This window comes from Massilia norwichensis (genome assembly GCF_024753245.1).
GTDB classification, from domain to species: Bacteria; Pseudomonadota; Gammaproteobacteria; order Burkholderiales; family Burkholderiaceae_D; genus Telluria; species Telluria norwichensis.
On record NZ_JANUGX010000016.1, the window covers coordinates 1 to 12,413 of the forward strand.

10 protein-coding genes are annotated in these 12,413 nt (G+C 65.8%); 4 read left to right on the top strand and 6 right to left on the bottom strand.

Translation table 11 applies throughout. The annotated features are described in order from the left end of the window. Nucleotides 1-119: 119 nt before the first annotated feature. The 3 genes from NX782_RS14170 to NX782_RS14180 all read right to left on the bottom strand — a co-directional run bounded on the left by NX782_RS14170 (nucleotide 120) and on the right by NX782_RS14180 (nucleotide 5,710). Nucleotides 120-3,239, bottom strand: coding sequence for an efflux RND transporter permease subunit (locus NX782_RS14170; protein ID WP_370661795.1), 3,120 nt, complete (start codon nucleotides 3,237-3,239; stop codon nucleotides 120-122). Nucleotides 3,240-3,260: 21 nt separating this feature from the next. Next, complete coding sequence (locus NX782_RS14175) at nucleotides 3,261-4,448, bottom strand: efflux RND transporter periplasmic adaptor subunit (RefSeq protein WP_258846120.1); 1,188 nt, start codon at nucleotides 4,446-4,448, stop codon at nucleotides 3,261-3,263. Nucleotides 4,449-4,714: 266 nt separating this feature from the next. Continuing rightward, nucleotides 4,715-5,710: an endonuclease/exonuclease/phosphatase family protein gene (locus NX782_RS14180; protein ID WP_258846121.1), complete on the bottom strand. Its 996-nt coding sequence runs from the start codon at nucleotides 5,708-5,710 to the stop codon at nucleotides 4,715-4,717. A 38-nt stretch (nucleotides 5,711-5,748) separates the two neighbouring features. On the opposite strand from NX782_RS14180, the gene ybaK reads away from it, so the two are divergent. From ybaK to NX782_RS14195, 3 genes are all read left to right on the top strand, one after another. Beyond that, nucleotides 5,749-6,240, top strand: a complete 492-nt coding sequence (ybaK, locus tag NX782_RS14185) for a Cys-tRNA(Pro) deacylase (RefSeq protein WP_258846122.1) — start codon at nucleotides 5,749-5,751, stop codon at nucleotides 6,238-6,240. Between the two features lie 111 nt (nucleotides 6,241-6,351). Further along, the gene (gene plsY, locus NX782_RS14190; RefSeq protein ID WP_258846123.1) at nucleotides 6,352-7,002 is read left to right on the top strand and encodes a glycerol-3-phosphate 1-O-acyltransferase PlsY; all 651 of its coding nucleotides are present in this window, start codon (nucleotides 6,352-6,354) and stop codon (nucleotides 7,000-7,002) included. A gap of 211 nt (nucleotides 7,003-7,213) precedes the next feature. Further along, a complete protein-coding gene (locus tag NX782_RS14195; RefSeq protein WP_308632956.1) occupies nucleotides 7,214-7,867 on the top strand; it encodes a DsbA family oxidoreductase in 654 nt (217 codons plus the stop codon). Here NX782_RS14195 and NX782_RS14200 read toward each other — a convergent pair. The 3 genes from NX782_RS14200 to NX782_RS14210 form a co-directional block, all read right to left on the bottom strand. Further along, a complete protein-coding gene (locus tag NX782_RS14200) occupies nucleotides 7,864-8,709 on the bottom strand; it encodes an endonuclease/exonuclease/phosphatase family protein (RefSeq protein ID WP_258846125.1) in 846 nt (281 codons plus the stop codon). The genes NX782_RS14195 and NX782_RS14200 overlap by 4 nt on opposite strands. 230 nt (nucleotides 8,710-8,939) lie before the next feature. Further along, the gene (tsaD, locus tag NX782_RS14205; RefSeq protein WP_258846126.1) at nucleotides 8,940-9,977 is read right to left on the bottom strand and encodes a tRNA (adenosine(37)-N6)-threonylcarbamoyltransferase complex transferase subunit TsaD; all 1,038 of its coding nucleotides are present in this window, start codon (nucleotides 9,975-9,977) and stop codon (nucleotides 8,940-8,942) included. 122 nt (nucleotides 9,978-10,099) lie between these two features. Further along, nucleotides 10,100-11,158: a 3-deoxy-7-phosphoheptulonate synthase gene (locus NX782_RS14210; protein WP_441295304.1), complete on the bottom strand. Its 1,059-nt coding sequence runs from the start codon at nucleotides 11,156-11,158 to the stop codon at nucleotides 10,100-10,102. A 146-nt stretch (nucleotides 11,159-11,304) separates the two neighbouring features. Between NX782_RS14210 and ybiB the strand changes: the two genes are divergently transcribed. Continuing rightward, nucleotides 11,305-12,282: a DNA-binding protein YbiB gene (ybiB, locus tag NX782_RS14215; RefSeq protein ID WP_258846128.1), complete on the top strand. Its 978-nt coding sequence runs from the start codon at nucleotides 11,305-11,307 to the stop codon at nucleotides 12,280-12,282. The last annotated feature ends 131 nt before the right edge of the window (nucleotides 12,283-12,413 follow it).

Consider the following 12,413-nt stretch of genomic DNA (forward strand, 5'->3'; position numbering starts at 1 on the left):
GGGGGGGGGGGGGGGGGGGGGGGGGGGGGGGGGGGGGGGGGGGGGGGCGGGGGGGGGCGGGGGGGGGGGGGGGGGGGCGCCCCCCCCCCCCCACGACGGGTTGAGGTACGTGTCCGTTGTTATACGGTCGGCTGACCTTCGGCCGCATCCGGCTCGGCATCCACCTCATGCCCCTTCTGGAACCAGCGCTTGGCCCGCTTGCCCAGGCTGTCCAGATAGGTATAAGCCACCGGCACCACCACCAGGGTCAGCAGCGTCGAGGTGATCACCCCGCCGATCACCGCGCGGCCCATCGGCGCCTGGTTCTCGGCGCCTTCGCCCAGGCCCAGCGCCATCGGCAGCATGCCGAAGATCATCGCCAGCGTCGTCATCAGGATCGGACGCAGGCGCACCTGGCCGGCTTCCATCAGCGCCGCAAACTGCGACTTCCCTTCGCGCTGGCCCTGGTTGGCGAAGTCCACCAGCAGGATCGCGTTCTTGGTCACCAGGCCCATCAGCATCACCACGCCGATGACCGAGAAGATGTTCAGCGTGCTCTTCGTGATCAGGAGCGCCAGCAGCACGCCGATCAGCGACAGCGGCAGCGCCGTCATGATCGCGATCGGCTGCAGGAAGCTGCCGAACTGCGAAGCCAGCACCAGGTAGATGAAGATCACGGCGATGCCCAGCGCGATGCCGAAGCCGGCCATGGTTTCGTCCATCTGCTGCGACTGGCCGCCGACGTCGAAGCGCACGCCTTCCGGCAGGTCGATGGTCTTCATGGCCTCGTTCACTTCCTTCATCACGTCGCCCAGCGGGCGGTTCTCGAGACCGGCATTGACCGCCACGCGGCGTTCCAGCGCCTGGCGCTTGAGCACCTGCGGGCTGGTCGAGGGCACGAATTCGACCACCTGGCGCAGCGGCACCATGATCGGGTTGCCGCTGGCGTCCATCTTGCTCGACGCCACCGACAGGTCGGCCAGGTCGGCCACCTTCTGGCGTCCCGATTTCGGCAGCTGCACGTTGACCTCGTAGTTCTGGCCGTCCGGCGCCAGCCAGCGGTTGGTCTGGTCGCCGCCCACGAAGGGACGCAGGGCGGTGCCGATCTGCTGCACCGACAGACCGAGATCGGTGGCCAGCTCGCGGTTGATCTTCACGATGGTGGCCGGATTCGCACCTTCCTGGCTGTACTGGACGTCGGCCACGCCTTTGATTTTCTTCATCTTGTCCATCAGGCGGTGCGCGACCATGTCGAGCTTCGATTCGTCGCTGCCGAGGATGGCGATGAAGATCGGGCGGTTACCGACGGTCATCTCGACGCCGGCGATCTTCGCCAGGCGGTCGCGGATCACCCCTTCCATCTCCTGCTGCGAGCGGCGGTGGGTCTTGCGCACGTCGGTCAGCTTCAGGTTGATCATCGACGTATGGCGGCCTTCCCAGGCGCCGACCACGGTCTGCATGTTCTCGATTTCCTTGAAGTCCTTCAGCGCCGTTTCGATCTGGCGCACCTTGGCGTCGTTGTACTCGAGACTGGAGCCGACCGGCACCTTGAAGTTCAGCTGGATGTAGCCGTTGTCGACCTCGGGCACGAATTCGCCGCCGATCATCGGCACCAGCAGCAGGCTGCCGGCGAACACCGCGAAGGCAAAGGCCAGGGTCGCTTTGCGCCAGGCCAGCGAGAACGCCAGCACCTTCGCATACGAGTCGTGCACGCGGTCGATGCCGCGGTCGATCTTCGCCATCAGGCGGCCCAGCCAGGGTGCGTACTTGAAGCGGTCCTTGACCGGGTCCGGCCACACCGACGACAGCATCGGGTCGAGCGTGAAGCTGACGAACAGCGAGACCAGCACCGCCACCGCCACCGTGATCCCGAACTGCAGGAAGAAGCGGCCGATGATGCCCTGCATGAAGGCGATCGGCACGAACACGGCGACGATCGCAAAGGTCGTGGCCATCACCGCCAGGCCGATTTCGCTGGTGCCTTCGTCGGCGGCGCGCGCATGGCTCTTGCCCATGCCGAGGTGGCGCACGATGTTTTCGCGCACCACGATCGCATCGTCGATCAAGAGGCCGATCGACAGCGACAGCGCCATCAGGGTCAGGAAGTTCAGCGTGAAGCCGAAGTACTTCATCGCGATGAAGCTGGCCAGCACCGAGATCGGCAGGGTCAGGCCGGTGATCACCGTGCTGCGCCAGGAGTGCAGGAACAGGAACACGATCACCATGGTCAGCACCGCGCCCTCGACGATGGTCTGCTTGACGTTGTCGACCTGGTGCTGGACCCGGCTCGAGACGTCGTCCAGCACGCGGAATTCCACGTCCTTCGGCAGCGTCGCCTTCATGGTCTCGATGGCCTTCTTGACGTTCACACCGACTTCGACGGTGTTCGCATCCTGGACCTTGGCGATTTCCAGCGACAGGGCGCGCTCGCCGTCCACACGCGAGATCGATTCCTCTTCGGCGGCGCCATCGCTGATCTCGGCCACCTGGTGCAGGTAGACCGGACCGTTGGCGCGCTTGGCCACGATGATGCGCTTGAAGTCGGCCGCTTCCTTCATCTTGCCTTCGATGCGCACCATGTTCTCGCGCTCGCCGTGGCTGATGCGGCCGGCCGGCAGGTTGGCGTTGTTGGCGGTGATCGCGCTCATGACTTCGTCGATGCCGACGTTCAGGCTGCGCAGCTGGTCGGGACGGATGTCGACCAGCACCTGGCGGTTCTGGCGGCCGTTCAGGCGCACCTGGCCCACGCCGGCCACCGCCTGGATGCGCTTGACGATCACCTGGTCGGCCAGCATCGACAGGTCGCGCAGGCTGCGCTCTTTCGACAGCAGCGCCACCTGCAGCACCGGCTGCGAGTTCTCGCCTTCCTGGCGGTAGACCACCGGTTCCTTGACCTCGCGCGGGAAGCCGCCGCGCACGGTGCCGATGCGGTCGCGCAGGTCCTGCACGGCGCGGTCCATGTCGACGCTCAGCTGGAATTCGACGCTGACGCCGGAACGGCCTTCCCAGGAATTGCTGCGGATCGCCTTGATGCCGCCGACGGTGTTCGCCGCTTCCTCGATCGGACGGGTGACGTCGATTTCGACCTGTTCCGGCGAAGCGCCCGGGTACTGGGTCTCGATCCACACCGCCGGGATCTCGATGTTCGGCATGCTCTCCACCCCCAGGCTGCGGTAGGAGAACAGGCCCAGCACCATCAGGCCGACCATCACCATGGTCGCAAACACCGGGTGCTTGATGCTAATACGGGTCATCCACATGTTCGTGTCCTTGTTGTTCTTTTAGTTGGGCAGCTTGACCTTGTCGCCCGGCTTCAGGCCGTCCAGCTTGACCGCCAGGACCGTGCTGCCGGCGGCGATGCCGTCCACCGCTTCGACCAGGCCATCGTCCTCGTTGCGCAGGCCGAGCTTGACCGGCTGGGCCACGATCCTGCCGCCGTCGATGCGGTAGACCACGTCGCGGCCATGGTCCTGGCGCAGGCCCAGCAGCGGCAGCAGCGGACGGGCCGCGGTCTTCTCGGTGGTCACCATGCCCTTCGCGAACATGCCGGCGCGCAGCACGCCGTCCGGATTGTCGACGCCGATATACACCAGCATCGCGCGCGAACCGGCTTCGGCGGCCGGGTTGATGCGCAGGACCTTGCCGGCGAAGTGACGGTCGCCGAAGCCGTCGACCTTGAACTGCACCTCCTGGCCGACCTTGATGCGCGGGATGTCGGAGGCCGGCACCTGGGCGTCGAGCGTCAGCTGCTTGAGGTCGACGATGGAGAAGACCGGGCTGTCCGGCGACAGCTTCTCGCCGGCCTGGGCATGGCGCTTGCTGACCACACCGGCGATCGGCGCGCGGATCGTGGTGTCGTTCAGGGCGATGCGCGCCAGCTCCAGCTGGGCGCGCGCCGAATCGACCGCGGCCTGGGCCAGGTCGACCGCGTTGGACGTGGTGTCGTAGGCGTTCTGGGCGATGTAGTTCTGCTTGAGCAGGGCCGCGCTGTTGGCCTGGTTCTTCTTTGCCAGCGCCAGGCGCGCACTGGCGTCGGCGAGCAGCGCCTGCTGCTGGGCCACGCGGGCGCGCGCCTCGGCATCGTCCAGCCGCGCGATCACCTGGCCGGCGGCCACGCTCATCCCTTCCTGCACCGTGGTCTGCTGCACCACGCCGGACACCTTGGAGCGCACCGTGGCCTGGGCCAGCGGCACCAGCGATCCGGACAGCGGCAGCGTCACCGCCAGCGGGCGCGCCTCGACCACGGCGATGTCGCGCGCCGACAGCTCGTGCACGATGTCCTTCTTGTCCGCGGCCGCAGCGGCCGTCGCGGCCGGCTTGGCGCTGCTGCCCGCATGCGTATACGCGTAGCCGCCGGCGCCCGCGAGCGCGAGGATGGCCAGGGCGATGGCCGGCTTGCGCCAGCGGCGTTTGGCTTTCACGTTGACGGGGGGCTCGACGGAGGCGGGCGGCAAGGATTCGATTTTCATGGGTTGCTCTTGTTATGCGGAGGGATGGCAGCAGAATAGGGAAGACCATGACGAACAGCTATCGGAATGCGACGAGCCGTGCATTCGGACCGCTGAAACGTCAAAAAACCGGGATGGAGCTGCGCACGTTTAGATGTCGTCCCCGCGCAGGCGGGGACCCAAGTTGTTAGCGTTTCGTCGGCTCACGCAGAACTTGGATCCCCGCCTACGCGGGGACGACGGAGAATGCGCGGGGAGTCGGGTTGGGCAATGCCCGGCACGACGGCTCAGGCGTCGCCGTAGGGTGGAATATACGGCCCGCCCGGCTGGCTGGCCGATGGCTCGAACAGGCGCAGGCGCGCCAGCACCTGGCCGTGGTCCGAGGCTTCCGGCAGGCCGAGGTCGAGGTGGTCGTTCAGGTAGACCACATCGGCGATCTCGCCCAGCGCGTCCGGCAGCTCGCTGTTGAATTCGCCGGACACGAGGATGTGGTCGATGGTCGTGTACTGGCCATCGTGCAGGTTGGAAAAACCGACGTGGCGCAAACGGTCCTGGCGGCGCTGCAGCTGGCAGGCGTCGTACAGGCGGTCGCCGCTGGGGGCGCCGATGCCGAGCACGATGCCGGTGGTGACGGCGTCGGCGACGTCGTTGAAGTCGCCCAGCACCACGCGCGGCCGGCCGTTCTCGCGGCCCAGCTTCGACAGGATCACGCGCAGGGCGGCCGCCTCGGTGCCGCGCCGGATCAGCGAGCGCAGCGAGGCCAGTGCGAACAGCTGCGGGTCGTCGCCGGTGTCGTTGGCGCGGTAGTCGGGACGGCGCGACTTCAGGTGCACCACCACCACGTCGACGATCAGGCCGGGGCGGATCTCGATCGCCGCGTGCAGCGGGGCGCGGGTAAAACGGTCGGGGTCGCGGTTCCCCGGCGGCATTGCGATCCCGGGCGGGAAATACGGAAAGGATTCGGCGGCGTCGGCCAGCGGCAGACGCGAGACCAGGGCCACGCTGGGCGTGAGCTTGTCGGCGCCGGGATCGGGGTCGAAGCCGACGTGGATCGCTTCGCGGTAGCGGCGGGTGCGCGACAGCGCCTCGGCCAGCGAAGCCTGCGAGAATACTTCCTGGAAGCCGATCACGTCGGCGCCCAGCATGTCGATCTGGCGCGCGGTCCAGGCGATCTTCGCTTCGTACTCTTCAGGCGTGCTCGGTTCCAGGTTCTCGTAGAGCCTGGCGCCGGGTGGGGCAAGATTGCAGACGTTGAAGGTGGCAAAGCGAATTTCTTGCTGCATAATAAGCAACTCCTCCGTTTGCTTTTAGCGTAACACGCATGGCCAAGAAAGAGCACATTTCAGAGACCCCGGCGACGCAATTCCTGCGCAAGCAGGGCGTGGCGTTTACCGAGCATCCCTACGAGTACGAAGAGCATGGCGGCACGGCCGTTTCTTCGCGCGCGCTGGGGGTGCCGGAGCACGATGTCGTCAAGACGCTGGTGATGCAGGACGAGGCGGCGCGGCCGCTGATCGTGCTGATGCATGGCGACTGCAAGGTGTCGACCAAGAACCTGGCGCGCGCGATTCCGTGCAAATCGGTCGAACCCTGCAAGCCCGAGGTGGCGCAGCGCCATTCGGGTTACCTGGTCGGCGGCACTTCGCCCTTCGGCGTGCGCAAGGCGATGCCGGTGTACGTCGAGGAAAGCATCCTGGCGCTGGACAAAATCTACATCAACGGCGGCCGGCGCGGCTTCCTGATCGGTATCTCGCCAGCCGTGCTGGTGGATGTGCTGAAGGCCAGGCCGGTGCATTGCGCCCTGGCCGATTAGCTTTCAGCTCGGCCGATGGTGTATATTCCACGCGCCTGAGCAATTGCCCAAAGCCGGGGTCAGACACCGGTTTCAGGAAATTGCCCGCACAGTCATATAGAAAGAGACAGCATGGACAGCTCGACGACCTACACCATTATCTTCACCATCGCCGCCTACCTGATCGGCTCGATTTCCTTCGCGGTCGTGGCTAGCCGCGCCTTCGGCCTGTCCGACCCGCGCACCTACGGCTCGAAGAACCCGGGCGCCACCAACGTGCTGCGCAGCGGCAGCAAGAAGGCGGCCATCGCCACCCTGATCGGCGACTGCGCCAAGGGCTGGCTGCCGGTGTTCCTGGCGGTGCACTTCGGCGAGCGCTACGGCATCGAAGACGGCGGCGTGGCCCTGATCGCGATCGCGGTGTTCGTGGGCCACCTGTGGCCGGTGTTCTTCCGCTTCGTCGGCGGCAAGGGCGTGGCGACCGCGCTGGGCGTGCTGCTGGGCCTGAACGTCTGGCTGGGCCTGGCAACCCTGGTGACCTGGCTGGTGGTGGCCTACGCCTTCCGCTATTCCTCGCTGGCGGCGCTGATCGCGGCGATCTTCGCGCCTTTCTATTACGGCCTGCTGTTCGGCGCCAACGAGATCCTGTTCGCGGTCCTCATCATGAGCGCGCTGCTGCTCATCCGCCACGGCAAGAACATCGGCAACCTGCTGGCCGGCAAAGAGTCCCGCATCGGCAGCAAAGCCGCCGGCGCAAAGCCGACCCCCGTCAAGAAAAAGTAAGCCGCTTTTCGACTTCGATAAAACCGGGGTCAGACACCGGATTTTGGAAATTGCCCAAAATCGGAGTCTGACCCCGGTTTGTCGTTAATCAAACGACAAGCCGCTTTCGTGCACGCGCTGCCCGCTTTCGCTCGATGTGTCACCATATGCCAAACGCCGCGTCTTTTGCGGCGGCCAAATTCCAGGAAGGTGGTGAGTCGTGAGCAAGCAGATGAGAATTGATTTCGTGTCGGATGTATCGTGCCCCTGGTGCGCGATCGGCCTGAAATCGCTGGAGAAGGCGCTCGAACGCGTCGCCGGCGAGATCGAGGTGGACATCCATTTCCAACCGTTCGAGCTGAACCCGGGCATGGGCCCGGAAGGTCAGGACATCTTCGAACACATCACCGAAAAGTACGGATCGACGCCGGCCCAGCAGGAGCAGTCGCGCGAGATGATCCGCCAGCGCGGCGCCGATGTCGGCTTCACCTTCGACATGGGCAAGCGCGGCCGCATCTATAACACCTTCGATGCGCACCGCCTGCTGCACTGGGCCGACGGGCAGGGCGAGGGCAAGCAGCGCACCTTGAAGGAAAAGCTGCTCGAGGCGTATTTCACGAAGGGCGAAGACCCGAGCTCGCACGAGGTCCTGGTGCGCGTGGCCGGTGAGGCCGGGCTCGACCAGGAACAGGCGCGCGCCGTGCTCGCATCCGACACCTATGCCGACGAGGTGCGCCAGCGCGAGTACTACTGGCAGCGCGCCGGCATCCGCTCGGTCCCGGCGATCGTCATCAACGAGCGTCACCTGATCTCCGGCGGCCAGCCGCCCGAGGTGTTCGAGCAGGCGCTGCGCCAGCTGGCCGAGCAGGAAGCAGAGACGGTCTAAGCCAGGTCGAGGACGATGGGTTGGTGGTCCGAGGCCGAGGTCTCGGACTGCACATTGACTTCGGCAACGCGCGGCGCCAAATCTTCGGTGACGAAGAAATAATCGTAGCACGCCGCCCGGTCGGGCCACGGATAGCCGTGCAGGCCGGCGGTCGGCGCGCGCGCCATGTCGCCGTGCCGCAGCTGCCACGCGTCCAGCAGGCGCAGGGCGCCGTCTTCGGGCGGGGCCAGCAGCGCGCGGTAGTCGTCGGAATCCGGCGTGAAGTTGAAGTCGCCGCAGTAGATCGCGCTGCCCGGCCGGAAGCCCAGCTGGAAGGGCGGGTCGAGCTCGGGCTCGGGCTGGTAGATGGCGGCACGCGCGCAGGCTTCCGCGTGCAGCTCGCGGATGCGCCCGATCTGGGCGCGGCGCTGCGGCGGCGAATAGTACTCGAGGTGGGTGGTCAGCACGCGCAGCTTGCCGCCGGGCGCTTCGAGCACGGTTTCGATCATCCCGCGCGGCATGCCCGACGGGTGTTCCGGCGCGGCCGGCCAGGGCAGCATGTGGCGCTGGGCCTGGGTGATACGGTACTTGGACAGCAGGATGTTGCCGAACTGGCGGGGCAGGTTGTTACGGTAGATTTCACTCGGCGCATGTTCGATCATGTGGTAACCGCCGAGGGCGCCGCCGAGCTGCTTGAACTGGCTGGCGGTCGCGCTGCCCTCGAGTTCCGGATGGTTTGCCGCCACTTCCTGCAGGCAGATGACGTCCGGATTCAGCTTGCGCAGCACATCGATGATGGCGTGGATGCGGATGCGCCCGTCCTTGCCACAACCCCAGTGAATATTCCAACTGACTACGCGCATCGAGAACCTCCGTAAAACTCAACTGCCCGATATTGCCATCTATTCGGACTGAAAGGTCACACGGTAGGATCGATATCAGGCAGACAAGTTCACAATTCAACTGGCGTATCGGGGCCTCGAACAAGCGTAGCGAGCGGCGGCAGTTCCGATCGAGAAGCGCAGCTGTACGAGTAGTACAGCGAGCATCGCCGATCGGAAATGCAACGCGTAGTAGCTTGTTCGAGGTCCCCTCAAGCAGGCTCGATTTCGTCGAGCGGCCAGCGCGGACGCACATTGAAACCATAATCGTGCGTGGCCGCCGCCGGGTTGCGCTCCAGGCGCAAAGCGCCGGCGAAAGCGATCATGGCGCCGTTGTCGGTGCAGAATTCAAGTTCCGGGTAGTAGACCTTGAAGCGCTTTTTCGCCGCCGCGGCGTTCAGCGATTCGCGCAGCTGGCGGTTGGCGCCGACACCGCCGGCGATCACCAGGCGCTTCAGGCCGGTATGCTTGAGCGCCGACACGCACTTCGCGGTCAGCACGTCGACGATCGCATCGACGAAGCCGCGCGCGATGTTGGCCTTGTCCTGCTCGCAGATGTTGGCGATGTCGGCACCGCTGTTCTTCACCACCGTCAGCACGGCCGTCTTCAGGCCCGAGAAGCTGAAGTTGAAATCCTTCGAGTGCAGCATCGGACGCGGCAGCTTGTAGGCTTCCGGATCGCCGAACTCGGCCAGGCGCGAAATCGCCGGGCCACCCGGATAGCCGAGGCCCAGCAGCTTGGCCGACTTGTCGAAGGCTTCGCCGGCGGCATCGTCGAGGGTTTCGCCGAGCAGGGTGTAGCGGCCGACGCCGTCGACCCGCATCAGCTGCGTATGACCGCCCGAGACCAGCAGCGCGATGAAGGGGAATTCCGGGCGCTCGCTGGCCAGCAGCGGCGACAGCAGATGGCCTTCGAGGTGGTGCACGCCGAGCACGGGTTTGTCGAGCGCGAGCGCCAGGCTGCAGGCGACCGAGGAGCCGACCAGCAGCGCGCCGGCCAGGCCCGGACCCTGGGTGTAGGCGATGGCGTCGATGCGTTCCTTCGGCAGATCGGCCTTGGCCAGCACCTGTTCGAGCAGCGGCAGGGCGCGGCGGATGTGGTCGCGCGAGGCGAGTTCCGGCACCACGCCGCCATACTCCTCGTGCATCGCGACCTGCGAGTGCAGGGCATGGGACAGCAGCCCGCGCTCCGTATCGTACAGAGCGAGGCCGGTTTCATCGCAGGAGGATTCGACGCCGAGGACTATCATGGGAAGAGCGGAAGAGGGAAAGCAGAATCCGCTATTGTAACGTAGGGTGGACTCTCCGAGCTCACGCAGGTGCTGGCGTCATGCGAACGCCACGCGTGGGCACGGCGTGCCCACCCTACGGATTACGGGCGCTGCAACAGCTCTTTGTGCGCATTACGCAGCATCGCCTCGGTATCTTCCCAGCCGATGCAGCCATCCGTCACCGAGCAGCCGTACTTCAGCTGCGACAGGTCGGCGGGAATCGGCTGGTTGCCGCTGACGATGTTCGATTCGATCATCACGCCCACCAGCGACTGGTTGCCATGCCGGATCTGCTGGATCACGTCCGACATCACCAGCGGCTGCAGTTCCGGCTTCTTGTAGCTGTTGGCGTGCGAGCAGTCGACCACCAGGTTGGCCGGCAGCTTGGCCTTCTTCAGCGCCTGCTCGGCAATGGTCACCGACACCGAATCGTAGTTCGGACGGCCGCCGCCGCCGCGCAGCACCACGTGGCCATAGGCATTGCCGCTGGTGCGCACGATCGACACGCCGCCTTTCTCGTTGATGCCGAGGAAGGAGTGCGGGCTGGACGAGGACAGCACGGCATTGATCGCGATCTCGACGTCGCCGTCGGTGCCGTTCTTGAAGCCGACCGGCGTCGACAGGCCCGACGACATCTCGCGGTGGGTCTGGGATTCGGTGGTCCTGGCGCCGATGGCGGTCCAGGCGATCAGATCGCCCAGGTATTGCGGCGAGATCGGGTCGAGCGCCTCGGTGGCGGTCGGCAGGCCGAGTTCGCAGACGTCCAGCAGGAACTGGCGGGCGCGCTCCATGCCGACGTCGACGCGGAAGGAGTCGTCCATGAACGGATCGTTGATATAGCCCTTCCAGCCGGTGGTGGTACGCGGCTTTTCGAAGTACACGCGCATCACCAGCACCATGGTGTCCGCCACCTCGGCCTGCAGCGCCTTCAGGCGGCGCGCATAATCGAGACCGGCGACCGGATCGTGGATCGAGCAGGGGCCGACCACCACGAACAGGCGCTTGTCCTTGCGGTCGAGGATATTGCGCAGCGTCTCGCGGCCCTTCATCACCGTGGTGAAGGCCAGGTCGGTCAGCGGCAGTTTCTGGTGCAGCTCGACCGGCGATGGCATGGTCGCGAACGAGGTAACGTTGGTATTTTCGATATCGGGCGTGATCAGCATGGCTAGGCGTTTTTCCGGGCGTTGTTGTCGTTGGAAGAGGACCAGTCTAGCCGGAAATCACGGATGTTGCAGCGCAATGTGCCAAAAAATGCCGCGCCGTGATGCATACACGACAAGGGCCAGGCCGATGGTATCCTAGCGCCATGCAGACCACACCCGCACCAAATACCGAAGCCTTCCCCGCCGCCCGCTTCATCAAGGAGATCGGCCGCGGCGTGAAGGGCGCGCGCAGCATGTCGCGCGAAGATGCTGGAAACCTCTACGGCGCCATGCTGGACGGCCGCGTATCCGACCTCGAACTGGGCGGCATCCTGCTGGCCATGCGCATCAAGGGCGAATCGGTGGACGAGATTGCCGGCTTCATGGATGCGGCGGAAGCCTCGTTCGCGCCGCTGCCGATGCCGGCTGGCCCCTACGCGCCGGTGCTCATCCCCAGCTACAACGGTGCGCGCAAGCTGGCCAACCTGACGCCGCTGCTGGCCCTGCTGCTGGCACGCGAGGGTGTGCCGGTGCTGATCCATGGCGTGCAGCAGGACCCGGGACGCGTCACCACCGCCGAGATCCTGGCCGAGATGGGCATTGGGCCGGTCGCCAGCACCGCCGACATGCTCGATGCCTTCGCCGACCGCAAGCCCTGTTTCATGCCCATCGCCACGCTGGCGCCGCGGCTGGCGCACCAGCTGTCGCTGCGCCGCATCCTCGGAGTGCGCAACTCGACGCACACCCTGGTCAAGATCCTGCAGCCCTTCGAGGGGCCGGCACTACGTCTGGTGTCCTACACCCACCCCGAATACCTGACGATGCTGAGCGACTACTTCAGGACCGCCGCCCCGCCTGAACGCGGCGATGCCTTCCTGATGCGCGGCACCGAAGGCGAGACGGTGGCGAACGCCAACCGCGCCCAGCAGATCGACTGGTTCCATGCCGGCGAACAGAGCCTGCTGGCCGAACGCGATGCCCCGACCGATGCGCTGGCGCCGGCCCCGGAAGGCCGCGATGCCCCCGCCACCGCCGACTGGATCCTGCGCGCCCTGCGCGGCGAACAGCCGGTGCCGCCCCCAATCGCGGCCCAGGTGGCGCACTGCCTGCGCGTGGCCGCAGCGATGCGTAGCAGGGCTTGAATCCTGTCGGCAAGGGCACTAGTGTTGCGTCCGTGCCCGGTTCGACTATCCAAAATCGTTATTTGAGATGCATCAAATACGCCGTGGCTGAGACATAAGCGCCCAAAACTGGCGTTAATTTCTTCCATCTC

Bases quoted from the DNA above. Each gene is read 5' to 3' on its own strand.
- NX782_RS14170 (WP_370661795.1), bottom strand. From the start codon at position 3,239: ATGTGGATGACCCGTATTAGCATCAAGCACCCGGTGTTTGCGACCATG.
- NX782_RS14175 (WP_258846120.1), bottom strand. From the start codon at position 4,448: ATGAAAATCGAATCCTTGCCGCCCGCCTCCGTCGAGCCCCCCGTCAAC.
- NX782_RS14180 (WP_258846121.1), bottom strand. From the start codon at position 5,710: ATGCAGCAAGAAATTCGCTTTGCCACCTTCAACGTCTGCAATCTTGCC.
- ybaK (WP_258846122.1), top strand. From the start codon at position 5,749: ATGGCCAAGAAAGAGCACATTTCAGAGACCCCGGCGACGCAATTCCTG.
- plsY (WP_258846123.1), top strand. From the start codon at position 6,352: ATGGACAGCTCGACGACCTACACCATTATCTTCACCATCGCCGCCTAC.
- NX782_RS14195 (WP_308632956.1), top strand. From the start codon at position 7,214: ATGAGAATTGATTTCGTGTCGGATGTATCGTGCCCCTGGTGCGCGATC.
- NX782_RS14200 (WP_258846125.1), bottom strand. From the start codon at position 8,709: ATGCGCGTAGTCAGTTGGAATATTCACTGGGGTTGTGGCAAGGACGGG.
- tsaD (WP_258846126.1), bottom strand. From the start codon at position 9,977: ATGATAGTCCTCGGCGTCGAATCCTCCTGCGATGAAACCGGCCTCGCT.
- ybiB (WP_258846128.1), top strand. From the start codon at position 11,305: ATGCAGACCACACCCGCACCAAATACCGAAGCCTTCCCCGCCGCCCGC.